The organism is Moraxella sp. CTOTU47616 (genome assembly GCF_032017465.1).
In the GTDB taxonomy this organism is placed as follows: domain Bacteria; phylum Pseudomonadota; class Gammaproteobacteria; order Pseudomonadales; family Moraxellaceae; genus Faucicola; species Faucicola tetraodonis.
On sequence record NZ_DALZPU010000003.1, the window covers coordinates 151,316 to 165,323 of the forward strand.

Annotated in this window: 11 protein-coding genes; 5 read left to right on the forward strand and 6 right to left on the reverse strand. The window is 42.8% G+C overall.

Going from position 1 to position 14,008, the window contains the following annotated elements; genetic code table 11:
- Positions 1 to 19: 19 nt before the first annotated feature.
- Positions 20 to 937 (reverse strand): DUF808 domain-containing protein, encoded by a 918-nt coding sequence (locus RTS10_RS04900; RefSeq protein WP_312539455.1) that lies wholly within the window; start codon positions 935 to 937, stop codon positions 20 to 22.
- A 416-nt stretch (positions 938 to 1,353) separates the two neighbouring features.
- On the opposite strand from RTS10_RS04900, the gene RTS10_RS04905 reads away from it, so the two are divergent.
- From RTS10_RS04905 to RTS10_RS04915, 3 genes are all read left to right on the forward strand, one after another.
- A complete protein-coding gene (locus tag RTS10_RS04905) occupies positions 1,354 to 2,196 on the forward strand; it encodes a DsbC family protein (protein WP_312539457.1) in 843 nt (280 codons plus the stop codon).
- A 173-nt stretch (positions 2,197 to 2,369) separates the two neighbouring features.
- Positions 2,370 to 3,707, forward strand: coding sequence for a homoserine dehydrogenase (locus tag RTS10_RS04910; protein ID WP_312539458.1), 1,338 nt, complete (start codon positions 2,370 to 2,372; stop codon positions 3,705 to 3,707).
- Positions 3,708 to 3,921: 214 nt separating this feature from the next.
- Positions 3,922 to 5,100, forward strand: coding sequence for a thiolase family protein (locus RTS10_RS04915; RefSeq protein ID WP_050324664.1), 1,179 nt, complete (start codon positions 3,922 to 3,924; stop codon positions 5,098 to 5,100).
- Between the two features lie 86 nt (positions 5,101 to 5,186).
- On the opposite strand, the gene RTS10_RS04920 is transcribed toward RTS10_RS04915, so the two are convergent.
- Positions 5,187 to 5,828 carry a DUF1294 domain-containing protein gene (locus tag RTS10_RS04920; RefSeq protein WP_312539459.1) on the reverse strand — a complete coding sequence of 214 codons (642 nt, stop codon included), beginning with the start codon at positions 5,826 to 5,828 and terminating at the stop codon, positions 5,187 to 5,189.
- Between the two features lie 476 nt (positions 5,829 to 6,304).
- Between RTS10_RS04920 and RTS10_RS04925 the strand changes: the two genes are divergently transcribed.
- Both RTS10_RS04925 and RTS10_RS04930 read left to right on the forward strand, forming a co-directional pair.
- On the forward strand, positions 6,305 to 7,138 hold the full coding sequence (locus RTS10_RS04925) for a DUF2382 domain-containing protein (RefSeq protein ID WP_312539460.1): 834 nt from the start codon (positions 6,305 to 6,307) through the stop codon (positions 7,136 to 7,138).
- A 170-nt stretch (positions 7,139 to 7,308) separates the two neighbouring features.
- Positions 7,309 to 7,872, forward strand: coding sequence for a DUF2382 domain-containing protein (locus tag RTS10_RS04930; RefSeq protein WP_312539461.1), 564 nt, complete (start codon positions 7,309 to 7,311; stop codon positions 7,870 to 7,872).
- Between the two features lie 156 nt (positions 7,873 to 8,028).
- Here the strand turns inward: RTS10_RS04930 and RTS10_RS04935 are convergent, their stop codons facing one another.
- The 4 genes from RTS10_RS04935 to fadB all read right to left on the reverse strand — a co-directional run bounded on the left by RTS10_RS04935 (position 8,029) and on the right by fadB (position 13,972).
- Positions 8,029 to 8,946: a LysR family transcriptional regulator gene (locus tag RTS10_RS04935; RefSeq protein ID WP_099808455.1), complete on the reverse strand. Its 918-nt coding sequence runs from the start codon at positions 8,944 to 8,946 to the stop codon at positions 8,029 to 8,031.
- Positions 8,947 to 9,083: 137 nt separating this feature from the next.
- A complete protein-coding gene (paeA, locus tag RTS10_RS04940; RefSeq protein WP_312539462.1) occupies positions 9,084 to 10,406 on the reverse strand; it encodes a polyamine export protein PaeA in 1,323 nt (440 codons plus the stop codon).
- A 206-nt stretch (positions 10,407 to 10,612) separates the two neighbouring features.
- Positions 10,613 to 11,785: an acetyl-CoA C-acyltransferase FadA gene (gene fadA / locus RTS10_RS04945; protein WP_312539463.1), complete on the reverse strand. Its 1,173-nt coding sequence runs from the start codon at positions 11,783 to 11,785 to the stop codon at positions 10,613 to 10,615.
- Positions 11,786 to 11,815: 30 nt separating this feature from the next.
- On the reverse strand, positions 11,816 to 13,972 hold the full coding sequence (fadB, locus tag RTS10_RS04950) for a fatty acid oxidation complex subunit alpha FadB (RefSeq protein WP_312539464.1): 2,157 nt from the start codon (positions 13,970 to 13,972) through the stop codon (positions 11,816 to 11,818).
- Positions 13,973 to 14,008: the final 36 nt, after the last annotated feature.

Consider the following 14,008-nt stretch of genomic DNA (forward strand, 5'->3'; position numbering starts at 1 on the left):
AATGAATTGGCGGGCTTGTTTAATGGGCAGGCTTGTTACGAATTTTTGAGATGACTGTCATGATCGCAACTACCACTAAACCTGCTATCAAACCAACCAGTGCATTTAATAGGTTGGTGGTTAAGCCTGAAAACGCCCCTGACAAGTCACCTAAATGTTCAATTCCATGATGTAACGCGCCAACGCCATGTGCCAAAATACCACCACCCACCAAGAACATCGCCAAAGTACCGGCGATTGATAGCACTTTCATCAAAATAGGCGCAAAGGCTAATAACGCCTTACCTATACTTTGTGCCGCTGATGACGACTTTTGCTGCAAGTGCAGCCCTAAATCATCTATCTTGACAATCATAGCTACAAAGCCATACACACCCACTGTCATGATGAGTGAAATTACTACCAGTGTTATCGCTTTATCTAGTAAAGGCACCGTTGCCGCAATGGTGCCGAGGGAAATCACAATGATTTCAGCCGATAAAATAAAGTCCGTTCGCACTGCCCCTTTGATTTTCTCTTTTTCATGCGCCACCAAATCCACACTTTCATCGGCATTGGCTGCTACCCGCTCGGCTTGCTCAGGGTCATTACTACCAGAGTGGGGCCAAAATTTGTGCACCACTTTTTCTGCCCCTTCATAACACAGATATAAACCACCAATCATCAATAACCCGGTCACCAAGGCTTGCGAAATTGCACTAATAATTAAAGCCAGCGGCACCAAAATCGCTTTATTGACTAAAGAACCCTTGGCGACACTCCACACCACAGGCAACTCGCGATCGGCTTTTACCCCTGACACTTGATTGGCGTTAAGTGCCAAATCATCGCCCAACACGCCCGCCGTTTTTTTGGCAGCGACTTTTGTCATCACCGATACATCATCTAGGATGACGCTAATATCATCGAGTAAGGTTAACAAACTAGCAATTGCCATGATAAATTCCTAAAAAATAGTAAAAGATGAAAAAATAATAATAGTTATAACTAGCTGACGATTTATTAGTTTACAAATTTGTCATTCAAACACAATGTTTAAATTGTATTGCAACTTATCAAAAGTTATTTGCTTAAACGCTGAATTTTTTTAAAAAACCTAGTTAAGCAAACTTTGTTAAACAACCTTTTAATCCATTAATAGAACTTGGCTTTGAGCCGGTTGCTTTTAGCGCACCAAAAGATTGAAACAAGCGGAAAGATTGAGACGAGCAGAAAGATTGGAACGGGCAAAAATGTGAGCCCCGACCTAGTAGACCTGATAGATTATTAACAATAAGTTGACAGGGGTAGCGCTCATACGCCATAACAATATGGTAAAATAAAAACCTATATTAACGTTCTGTGGGTTTTCTCATGCTCATTCGTTTTGCAACTTATCGTTCTAAAACCTCATTAGCTACCCGTTTAATTACCAGTGTCATCACCGTGGCTGGCATGGTTGGTTTGGCAGGCTGTGATAATGCCCAATCGCGCACACCCGCCAAGTCTGAAACTCAGAAACTTGAAGCGACTAACAGCTCAGCCCCCGCGGCAAAAAATGAATCACAGCTACAGCAACTGCTAGCGGCGAATTTAGCCAAATCAGGTATCACCGCCAAAATCACCTCGGTGACAGCGACGAGTATGCCAAACATCTATTGGGTCAAAGCCGAAGGTTTACCGGCATTTTTCACCGATGCGACAGGTCAATATGTGGTACAAGGGGATATCATCAAAGTCGGTGGTGCCAAACCTGAGCACATCTCAGCGAACTTGCAAGCGCAAGATGCGAAAGCCAGCCTTGCCACCATTGATAAAAAAGACATGATTATCTTCCCTGCTAAGGGGCAGACGAAAGCAGCAATCTATGTGTTTACCGATGCAGATTGTGGTTATTGCCGTAAATTCCACAGTGAAATTGATGAAGTAAATGCACTGGGTATCGAAGTGCGCTATCTACCTTGGCCACGTAGTGAACAGACCATGCCCATCATGGAAAAAATCTGGTGTAGCAGTGACCGCAAAAAAGCCTTAACCGATGCCAAATTGGGCCTGCCTATCAACGCACCGACTTGCAGTAACCCCGTACGTAAAATTTATGAGTTAGGTGCGAACTTGGGTATCAATGGCACCCCAGCCGTGTTTGACACAGAAGGTCATCAACTTGGCGGTTATGTGCCACCGGCTGAATTGGCACAGGCGCTCAACCTCAAATAAGTTAACCCCGGATGGGATACAAACCAGCTAGTCATCACTCGCTGGTTTTTTTATTTTAATTTTTTTGGGCAATTGGATTTTATACCTTACCAATCACAAGTTAGCATGGTATATTTAGCTAGCCAACTTTTAAACTTTTATTTTTATATTTTTGACATTTGAGAATTTTTTTTATGAATAATCGACCTATTCAATTAGCGATTTTAGGGCTTGGTACTGTGGGTACTGGGGTGGTTGAACTACTACAAAATAACCTTGATGAAATGACGCGTCGCACAGGACGTGAGATTAAAATTACCCACGTAGGCACGCGTCGCAAACGTACCGATATTCCAACAGACATCAAACAATCTGCCGATTTGCTTGATATCGTTCAGCAAGATGATGTGGATATTGTGGTGGAATTGATGGGCGGTACGACCACGGCTAAAGAGGTGATTTTAGCAGCAATCGAGCATGGCAAACATATTGTGACTGCCAACAAAGCCTTACTAGCAGAACATGGCAATGAGGTTTTTGCCAAGGCGGAGGCCAAGGGCGTCAAAGTGGCGTATGAAGCCGCGGTTGCAGGTGGTATTCCGATTATCAAAATCTTACGTGAAGGCTTAGCTGCCAACAAAATCGATTGGCTTGCAGGTATCATCAATGGTACAGGCAACTTTATCATGACTGAAATGCGCGATAAAAAGCGGGACTTTGCAGATGTCCTCGCTGAAGCCCAAGCGCTGGGTTATGCCGAAGCCGATCCGACATTTGACGTCGAGGGGATTGATGCTGCGCATAAATTAACGCTACTTGCGTCAATTGCGTTTGGTATCCCACTACAATTTGACAAAGTTTACTGTGAAGGCATTACCAAAATCACCAAGCAAGATGTGCGTTATGCCAACGAGCTTGGCTACCGTATCAAGCATTTAGGGTTTGCCAAACGTCGTATTTTAGACAGTGGCGAAGAAGGTATTGAATTACGTGTACATCCGACTTTGATTCCAAAACAGGTGTTACTTGCCAATGTGAATGGGGTAAAAAATGCCATCATGGTTGACGCAGAGCCTGTTGGACAAACCTTGTATTACGGTTCGGGTGCCGGCGCAGGGGCAACTGCATCAGCCGTGATGGCAGATGTGGTGGACATGGTACGCGCCCTTGCAGAGACCAATGATTCAACTGCCAATTTGGTGCCACATTTGGCGTTCCAGCCTGAGACACTCAATAACACACGTATTTTATCGAGCGATGAAATGATCACAGGCTACTATCTGCGCCTACAAGTCAAAGATGATTTGGGTGTACTAGCAGAAGTTACCCGCATTTTAAGTGAGTCTAAAATTAGTATTGATGCAATTTTGCAACAGCCAGCGCATGATGATACTAGCACTGATTTGCCAATCATTATTATGGTTGACCCCGTTGTTGAGCGCAATATGAATGAAGCGATTGCTAAAATCGAAGCGTTAGATACCGTGACAGATAAGGTGGTGCGCATTCGGTTGGATGAGTTAATGCAGTAAAATTTAGGTAGACTTAATTGGTATATTTTACAGTGTTTTCAGTAGTTTAATTTACATTTTAACTATGATAATATGAAATGTATCGCATTAGCAAAACTTAAAACATCTATTGTGATTGGCATGGTTGCCGTTTACAACCCTGTTTATAGACCCTAGTGATTTAGGTCGTAGTTTGCTTGTGACAACAGAAACCCTAACTCAAAGGAAATTTAATATGGAAAATTCAGTCGTAATCGTAGATGGCGTTCGCACCCCAATGGGTGGATTCCAAGGTGATTTGAACGAAGTATCAATGCCAGAGCTTGGTGCAACCGTCATTAAAGAAGCCGTTAACCGTGCTGGCGTAAAACCAGAAGAGATTGACGAAGTTATCATGGGTTGTATCTTAACCGCAGGTGCAGGTCAAAGCCCAGCGCGTCAAGCGATGCGTAAAGCAGGTATCCCAGATGCCACAGGCGCAGTCAATGTCAACAAACTTTGTGGTTCTGGTATGAAAGCCATTATGCTAGGTGCCAACTCAATTCGTAGTGGTGAGTTTGATATCGTGGTAGCAGGTGGTATGGAATCAATGACCAACGCCCCTTATGTGCTACCAAAGGCACGTGGTGGTTATCGCATGGGAGATGGCGAGATCAAAGACACCATGTTCTTAGATGGTCTTAAAGATGCTGATACCGGCAAGTTAATGGGTGCATTTGCGCAAGAAATGGCAGATAAACGGGGTATCACACGTGAGGCGATGGATGCATTTGCTATCGAATCGCTAAAACGCGCCAACACCGCCATCAATGAAGGTCACTTCAAAAACGAAATCGTTCCGGTTACTGTCAAAACTCGTAAAGGCGATGTAGTCATTGACACGGACGAACAACCCGGTAAAGCCAATGTAGACAAAATCCCAACCTTAAAACCCGCGTTCTCAAAAGATGGTACAGTCACTGCCGCTAACTCAAGCTCAATCTCTGATGGGGCAGCCGCCGTTGTATTGATGTCAGAAGACAAAGCCAAAGAAAAAGGCTTAAAACCACTTGCACGTATCGTTGCCCAAGCCACTCACTCACAACACCCAAGCGAATTTACCATCGCACCCATCGAGTGTGTGAAAAAAGTTTTAGCAAAAGCTGGCTGGAGCAAAGAAGACGTTGATCTTTGGGAAATCAATGAAGCATTCGCCATGGTAACCATGCTTGCTATGCAAGAAAATGACCTTGATCATGCTAAAGTTAATATCGAAGGCGGTGCTTGTGCATTAGGTCATCCCGTCGGAGCATCCGGTGCGCGTATCGTAGTCACACTCATCAACTCACTCAAACGCACAGGTGGTAAAAAAGGCATTGCTAGCCTATGTATCGGTGGCGGTGAAGCCGTTGCCTTAGCCATTGAATTAATCTAATTGTCTTATGCAAAAAAAATCCCTAAGCTAGATTAGGGATTTTTTTTGCTCAACAATCGACCTATAACCATCAATCTATCAAGCAATCATTTGATTTTTAGGTTGATATAACTTATGATTGCCAAAGCTAAGAGATTCCCGATCACTGTTAAGTAAAAAGCCCTACGAAATTCTGGCTTGGTTGATTTATGGCGCAATAACCAATGGGCAAACGCCGCCCCTACCCAACCCCCAGCAAAAGCTAATTTATGGAGTGACGCTTCTTGCACGCGCCAATCACCATTTTGCGCAGCTTTTTTATCATGCGCGTACAGCAGATAGGTCGCTAAACTCATTGCAAAATACCAACCTATAATCCATAAGGGTAAGTGCTTAACCAGCACAACAGCGGTCAGTAACACAAAAAACAGCACCCCAATAGCCACCCACGTAAGTAATGTTTGATTTTTAAGGCCGTTTTGAGCTTGACGAACTTGCCGGGCATTTTGTTGGGCAACTTTTTGTCTGACAAACGTCTGTTGCTGCACGTTGACAGCGCAGGGTTTGCCATCTCTGCCTTGCCCTATTTCAAAAACTACCGCTTCATTAAGCACAGGACGTTGGTTCGCTCGGTATTCGCTGATATGAAAAAAGATGGCTGAGTTTTGTAAATTGTTATCCGTCCGCTCAATAAACCCAAAGCCTTTGTCATCTTGCCAGCGGGTTATTTTGCCCTGATATTTTGTCATCGAAAATCACCTAATATATATGTTGATAACTCATTATTTTTTATTACTTATCTTTTATAACGCCTTATTGGGTGGGCAATGGTGTTTCGCGCTAAGTGCTCTACCCGACTTTTTTCTATGTTTTTAATTTATTGCTAAAAGCCAATTTTTTTTACGCTTGGTTGCAAAAGTTACTTAAGACAACTGCCAATTACACCCTCTAAACAAAAATTTATCAAATCCTACTACTTAATGGGAGCTTTTTTCAGTAATCTTGTTTGCAAGTCGAACGATAAAGTTTACGAATTTTTTCATAACTCTTATCATCGGCGAATTCAACAATCCATCAATGATGAAAGATTTAATTTGTTGAATTTTAAAAATTTTATTATAACAATTTTCATTTAACTATAAAAAACTATCTTATATTTATTTAGTTTTTAACTTAACTACCTTAATAAAAAATAAACAATAAGATATCTAAAGGAGATTTTTCCATGGCAAGTTTAATACGTTTACGCGATATCCAAGATACCCACGTTGACCTTTTAGGTAACGATTATTTTGATCCAACTGGTAAAACCGCTTATGGCGCCAATGGCGACAAAGTGGGTAGTATTCAAGGTGCTTTAGTTGATGAGAGCACAGGCCGTATTCGCTATTTCATTGTTGATGTAGGTGGCTGGTTTAGCTCGAAAGAAGTTTTAGTACCCGCGGGTCTAGCTCGTATTCAAGACGACAATGTATACTTTGATTCGCTCAGCCGAGATACTGTTGAAACAATGGATAGCTACGATCCTGACTACAACTACAGTATTGAAGAACAAACGGTTCGTGACCGTCACGTATTTGACCGTGCTGCCACACCTGTTAAGCTTACTGATAACGATTACCAATCACCTAATACATTACAGTTACTTGAAGAACGCATTTCAGTCAATAAGGACAAAATCGTAGCAGGTTTACTAAAAGTTGGTAAACACGTTGTGTCTGAGCCACGCACTGTCAACGTTGAGTTAACTGAAGAACAAGCGCATATCCAGCGTACACCAGTTAATAAACCTACTGACCGCAGCATCGGTGATAATGACAATGCCACTATTGAGGTTGAACTTGAAGCAGAACGTGCAAATGTCAACAAACAAACTTATGTCACTGAAGAAGTTAACGTAGATAAAGTGGCACAAACTCGCACTGAGACCTTTAATGAAACCGTTCGCCGTGAAGAGTTAGATGTACAAAAAGATGGCGTTGAGCGTGTAACGGGTGTTGATACCATCGATGGTAATGTATCACCTGCAATCGATCCAAATGCGCCCCGTAAACTTTGATAATTAATATCATTAGAATTAATTACTATAAAGCTTAACTTCTGCCAACGGTGTTGCCATTGGCTTGAAAAAGGCAGATGATTTCATCTGTCTTTTTTGTGATTGTTATATATTATTACAGGATTTTGGAACAATAACTTTGCAATGGAAAACACTCAATGAAAAACCCGATGATGAATACTACTGAACCAAACACCTATGATACCCATACTCATGATAACATTGTCAAAACCGTTGATCTTCGTGAAGATACCACCAACACTTTAGAGCTATTAGCTGAACGCCCCCGAGTGCAAATTGAGCGATTTGTCAAAGACAATATTAAATTATCAAAAAAAATCATCAGCCAAACGGTTAACGTTCCTGTGACACTCAATCAAGAAGTGTTAGTGATTGAACATGTATTTTCCCAGGCTAACGCGCCTCATGATAATTTAGTTAGCGTGGTTACTAATAATGTCAATGTGCCACAGTTGATGGTGAATGGGCAAGCGATTACTTTAGGCGATACCCCGATTGAGGTTCCTCTACTTCAACAAATAGCTAAAGTAAATATTGAAACCATTGTGGCGGAAAAAGTGCAGTTAATGACCCAAAATGTCAGTCATGAAACGCAAATTCCTGTGACACTGCGCCATGAAGAATTGGTCACTGAAAAAGTTGAATACGATGAGCCAACAGTATTAGCAACAACGCATATCTCACCTGAAGAGGTTAACTTGGCTTCAAAGTAATTCCATTCTACTTTGTTTGGGTGACCTCGATTTGGCTTTTATTGGCGTGTCTTTTGTTGGCGTATGTTGATATGTAATTTGGGTGTGGCATTCATCAACATAATAGTGGTGTTGTAACATCACATCCAGCATTTTTAATCGGTTAGGTTTAATCGATTAGGCTCGATGATGGGCTGGTAATATCGGTTTATGGGTAATCTCTGGCAGTAAATCTAAAAACCCTTGAATATAAGCCACCTCTTTACTTGTGGTACGGGTCGCCGCATAAAGCTGGCAAAACACACCTTCCCCCAATGCCCTTGATATTACCCAGCCTTTTTTTTCGTATTCATTGACCACCCAATTCGGTAATGAGGCAACCCCTCGTTCGCTCGCAACTAGCTGAATTAACATGGCGGTCAATTCTGTGGTTCTTAGTTTCTTGGGCGCAAGTCCTGCAGGCGCAAAAAAATGCGCGATGATATCGAGCCGCTTGGCTTCCACAGGATAGACGATAAGCGTTTCATCAATCAAATCTTCTGGCAAAATCGGCGATTTTTTATCGACTAATGGGTGCGTCGGTGACAACACCAACCGACTTTCATATTGGAATAACGGCAGATAGCTGATTCCCTCCAAGGGTAAGCGACTGGCTGTGATAAGCACATCAATTTCTTCATCGAGTAGCATTTGGTGGGGCTCAGGTTCAAAGCCTGAGCTAAAGTCCAGCTCAACGTCTTGCCATTCCCTGCGATAACGATTAAGAATAGGCATCAACCAATCAAAACAGCTATGACATTCCGAGGCCAAACGTAATTGTCCCGTTTGACCACGACCCAGTCTTTTAAGGTTGGCGGTGGTACGATTAAATTGCGGTAGCACACTGTCGGCAAGCTTGAGTACTTCTTTGCCCGCCGGGGTAAAGCTTAGTGGTCTTGAGCGGCGATTGACGAGGCTAACACCATAATAATTTTCGATTTCTTTGAGCTGATGGGAGACTGCTGATGCCGTGACATACAAGTCCTCAGCCGCGGCAGCAAGCGAGCCTTGCTCACGTAGTGCGGTCAATAATTGAAGGTGGCGGATTTCAAGCATAAAATAATTTTACCATTTGCCAAGCCCAAAAGAAAAAAGTTCACGATTTGGTGAAACCATGAACTACTTTAACAAGAAACGTGAAAAAAGTTAATCAGTTTCAATGTCAAAGCGGCAGTATTACCCAGTCACCTTGACTAACTATCGCTGATAATTTGGTTTTCTTCATCTTTGATATAACGGGTAACGAGTAATTGGTCAATTTTATGATGATCAATATCGACTACTTCAAATTTATAACCTTGATATTCAACAAAATCCGCAGGACGAGGAATTTTGCGCAGTTTATACATCATAAAACCCGCTAAAGTTTCATAATTATCCCAATCAGGAAAATCTTCGATACCGAGCGCATGTTTGACATTTTCAATCGGTGTGGTACCTTCAATCAGCCATGAGAATTCATCACGCTGGATAATCTGCTGCTCATCTTCAATCGGTGCGACCCAATCCCCCATCACTGTCATCATGATATCAGAGAGCGTAATGACACCGACAATGAGCGCATACTCGTTCATTACCACAGCAAATTTTTCTTTACTAGAGCGAAAACGGTCTAGCAGCTCGGATAAGGTTAATGTATCGGGGATAATTAATACATTACGAATCGTAGTTTCATTGAGCAAAATTTGCGACTGGTTACTAAGAAGTTTTACCAAAATATCTTTGGTATCGACATACCCAATCACTTCATCAATATGGTCTTTACATACCAAAAATTTTGAATACGGGTAATTGGCGATTTTTTGGCGGATACTTTGCTCAGACTCGCCAAGGGTGAAATACACCACATCCTCACGGGTGGTCATGCTAGAGGGCACGTTGCGTTCTTCAAGCTCAAAAACGTTTTCGATAAAGTGATGTTCTTGCTTGAGCAACACCCCCGCTTGCGCCCCTGCATCCACCACGGCAGAAACATCATCAAAGGTGATATTTTCTTCTCTTACCATGTTGATTTTGAAAATTCTAAAAATCAGATTTGCCAACCCGTTGATAATCCAAGCCAGCGGCTTAAATACTTTGATTGACAGCAGTACAGGCTCAATCACCGCTAACGCCACGCGTTCTGGGTTAATCATGCCAATGCGTTTAGGAATCAAATCAGCAAACAAAATAAACAACAAAGTGACCAGCAAAAATGACATTATAAAACCGATATTATCGAGCATTTTGCCTTGATAAAAGGGGGAGATAAGGTCAATAAAGTAGGGGCGAAGCGCAGACTCACCGACAATACCGCCCAAAATTGCCACGGCATTTAGCCCAATTTGTGAGGTAGCAAAAAATTCGGCAGAATTTTCTTGTAAATGCAAAATTTTATTGGCGCGATTGTCACCCGATTCTGCCAACAACTTTAGCTTGATGCGCCTAGCACCTGCCAAGGCAATTTCGGAAATGGAGAAAAAACTGGAAATCAATACTAATATACAAATAACTAGTAGATTTTGGAATAAACTCACAATACACCCATATTTATCTATTTTTATCTAGACAACATAACAGATTTGGCAAAAAATTTCTTAGACTTTATGGTAAAGCAATACTAGCAAACAAACATTGATTAAAGAAGAAGGGATAAGAAAACATTGTTAAAAAAATGGGTAAAAAACTTCATGCGTAAAAAAACCCTTGATTTGAAATCAAGGGTTTTTTAATAACAAAATAATTATACACGTTCAATAATGGTGGCAATCCCTTGACCCAGACCAATACACATGGTGGCAAGACCGAGTTGGGTGTCTTGTTGCTCCATCACATTTAGAAGTGTGGTGGTGATACGCGCACCAGAACAGCCTAGTGGGTGACCTAACGCAATAGCACCACCATTTAGGTTAACGATGTCTAGTTTGTCTTGTAGGTTTAAGCCCTTAAGAACCGATAAGCCTTGTGCGGCGAATGCTTCGTTTAGCTCGATGGTTTGCATATCGTCGATGCTCATGCCAGCGCGTTTTAAGGCTTTTTTGGTGGCAGGCACTGGCCCATAACCCATGATAGCGGCATCACAGCCTGCAACTGCCATACCGCGAATACGGGCACGCGGTGTTAGACCTAAATCTTTGGCTTTTTGTGCAGACATGATAAGCATCGCAGATGCACCATCAGATAAGGCTGATGAGGTGGCAGCTGTTACGGTACCGCCTTTAGGATCAAATACGGGGCGTAATGCCGCAAATGATTGCATGTTGGCATCAGGACGAATCACTTCATCGATAGTGCAAAGTTGTAGGTTACCGTTTTCGTCATGACCTTCAATGCCGATGATTTCGTTCTTGAAACGACCTTGCTGTGTCGCTTCCCAGGCACGGCGATGTGATTCTACACCAAACGCATCTTGTTCTTGACGGCTGATGTTATTCATACGCCCAAGCATTTCAGCGGTTAAACCCATCATGTTAGAGGCTTTTGCATAGTATTTTGAAGCCTCTGGGTTGATGTCAATACCGTGCATCATACCCACGTGACCCATATGCTCAACACCGCCAATAATAAACACATCACCTTGACCGGTCATGATTTGTGCCGCTGCGGTGTGAAGCGCTTGCATGGATGAACCGCATAAACGGTTGACCGTTTGACCTGCTGTGGTACGTGGTAATTCAGCCAATAAACCAATGTTACGACCGATGTTCATACCTTGTTCTAGGGTTTGGTTGACACAGCCCCAGATAACATCTTCTACAAGTTGGGTATCAAACGGGTTACGTGCTACCAATGCTTTAACAAGCTCGGCAGACATGCTGTCAGCGCGTACATTACGGAACATACCATTTTTTGATTTGCCCATTGCGGTACGAACGCCATCGACAATCACGACATCTTTTGGACTTAATGTAGTCATTTTATTCTCCTTAAAATTTATAATCGTCGATTACGCTTGTGGGTAAAAAGTTTTACCATTTGCCGCCATATCACGAATCATTTGTGGCGCTTCATAGGCTTTACCTAAGCTTGCGTATTTGTCGCAAAGGGCTAGGTAATTTTGTAGACCGATTTGGTCGATGTAACGGCATGGGCCACCACGGAATGGCGGGAAACCAATACCCATAATCATCGCCATGTCTGCTTCTGCAGGCGTCGATACGATGTTGTCCTCTAAGCAGCGAACCGTTTCATTACATAATGCAATCATCAAACGATCGATGATTTCTTGGTCTTCAAACTGTTTTGGCGCATCGATAAATGGTTTTAATAATTCAACGGTTTGTGGATCGGCAGTTTTAACTGGCTTGCCTTTTTTATCCGTTTCGTATTTGTAGAAACCAACGCCATTTTTTTGACCTAAGCGATTGGCTTCAAACAATATCTGACCGCTCACTTTGTAGTCTGGTTTCATGCGGTCTGGGAAGCCTTCAGCCATGACTTCTGCCCCATGAACCCCTGTGTCGATACCCACAACGTCCATCAAGTAAGCAGGACCCATTGGCCAGCCAAATTTTTCCATGACTTTGTCGATTTGAACAAAGTCAGCACCTTGTTTGATCAATAAGTCAAACGCACCGAAGTAAGGAAATAATACGCGGTTAACTAAGAAGCCTGGGCAGTCATTTACCACAACTGGCACTTTACCCATTTTTTCTGCTAACGCTACCGTAGTCGCTACCGCTTCTTCGCTTGATTTTTCACCACGAATTACTTCAACCAGCGGCATACGATGGACTGGGTTAAAGAAGTGCATGCCGACGAAGTTTTCTGGGCGCTCTAGTACCGAAGCTAAATAGGTGATAGAGATGGTCGAAGTGTTAGATGCTAGGATACAGTTGTCTTTAACTAGCCCTTCAACTTCTTTTAATACCGCGTGTTTAACTTTTGGATTTTCAACAACCGCTTCAATCACGATGTCAGTCTCACCAAAATCACCGTAGTTGAGCGTAGGACGGATACGGCTTAAAGTTTCGCCCATTTGTGCTGGGGTTACTTTACCGCGTGCCATACCGCTTGATAGGTGTTTGCTGGCCTCTCTCATACCCAAGTCAAGTTGCTCTGCCTTGATGTCTTTCATGATGATGGGCAAGCCTTTTGAGGCGGCTTGGTAAGCGATACCACCACCCATGATACCTGCGCCCAATACAGCAGCTTCTTTAATATCATGCGCTTTGGCGCTGTGAGTTTTAGCGAGTTTACGAACTGCTTGGTCGTTTAAGAATAGACCGACTAGGCTTTCTGCTTGTGGGGTTTTTGCTGCTTTTGCAAAACCTGCAGATTCAATTTCTAACGCTTTGTCACGTGGTAGGTTCACGTGTCTTTCGATGGACTCTAAGGCAATTTTTGGTGCTGGGTACTGGGCTGGATTGGCTTTTGAGAACAATACACCTTTGGCTGAGTTAAATGCCATGGTTTGTTCTAGGGCGTTTAATTTGACTGGATTGATTTTTTCGTCATGGCGTGCTTTCCAATCTAAATCGCCTGCGATACATTTTTTGACTAAATCAATCGCTGAAGCCTCTAACTGGTCAGCGGCAACAACCGCATCCACCATACCGACTTTCAATGCAGCGGCTGGTTTTTGTGCTTCGCCAGTTGCGATGATTTCAAGCGCATTATCGATACCGATGATACGTGGCAAGCGCACTGAACCACCAAAGCCTGGGAAGATGCCCAATTTAACTTCGGGCAAACCGATGCTCGCTTTGTCACTCATGACACGGTAGTCACACACCAACGTCATCTCTGTACCGCCGCCCATGGATGCGCCATTGATTGCCGCAACTTTTGGGAAAGGCAGGTCTTCAAAACGGTTGAACGTTTTGTTGATGTCAAGTACCCACGAAGCAATCTCGCCTTCTGGTTTTTTGAAGTTACCAACAAATTCAGTAATGTCTGCACCAGCGATGAAAACTTTTTTTCCTGAAGTAACGATTAGACCTTTAACGTCTGAAGATTGTTCTAATGCCGTGACTGCTTCGCCAAATTCTTTGATGGTGGCTTGGTCAAATTTATTAACGCTCTCAGTTTGATTATCGTAGTTTAATTTAGCAATACCGTCTTCGAGTAGCGATACCGAGATGCTATTTCCTTGATAAATCATTGCTAACTCCTTGAGTTATGTTGAAATCAACGGGGA

Bases quoted from the DNA above. Each gene is read 5' to 3' on its own strand.
- RTS10_RS04900 (WP_312539455.1), bottom strand. From the start codon at position 937: ATGGCAATTGCTAGTTTGTTAACCTTACTCGATGATATTAGCGTCATC.
- RTS10_RS04905 (WP_312539457.1), top strand. From the start codon at position 1,354: ATGCTCATTCGTTTTGCAACTTATCGTTCTAAAACCTCATTAGCTACC.
- RTS10_RS04910 (WP_312539458.1), top strand. From the start codon at position 2,370: ATGAATAATCGACCTATTCAATTAGCGATTTTAGGGCTTGGTACTGTG.
- RTS10_RS04915 (WP_050324664.1), top strand. From the start codon at position 3,922: ATGGAAAATTCAGTCGTAATCGTAGATGGCGTTCGCACCCCAATGGGT.
- RTS10_RS04920 (WP_312539459.1), bottom strand. From the start codon at position 5,828: ATGACAAAATATCAGGGCAAAATAACCCGCTGGCAAGATGACAAAGGC.
- RTS10_RS04925 (WP_312539460.1), top strand. From the start codon at position 6,305: ATGGCAAGTTTAATACGTTTACGCGATATCCAAGATACCCACGTTGAC.
- RTS10_RS04930 (WP_312539461.1), top strand. From the start codon at position 7,309: ATGATGAATACTACTGAACCAAACACCTATGATACCCATACTCATGAT.
- RTS10_RS04935 (WP_099808455.1), bottom strand. From the start codon at position 8,946: ATGCTTGAAATCCGCCACCTTCAATTATTGACCGCACTACGTGAGCAA.
- fadA (WP_312539463.1), bottom strand. From the start codon at position 11,785: ATGACTACATTAAGTCCAAAAGATGTCGTGATTGTCGATGGCGTTCGT.
- fadB (WP_312539464.1), bottom strand. From the start codon at position 13,972: ATGATTTATCAAGGAAATAGCATCTCGGTATCGCTACTCGAAGACGGT.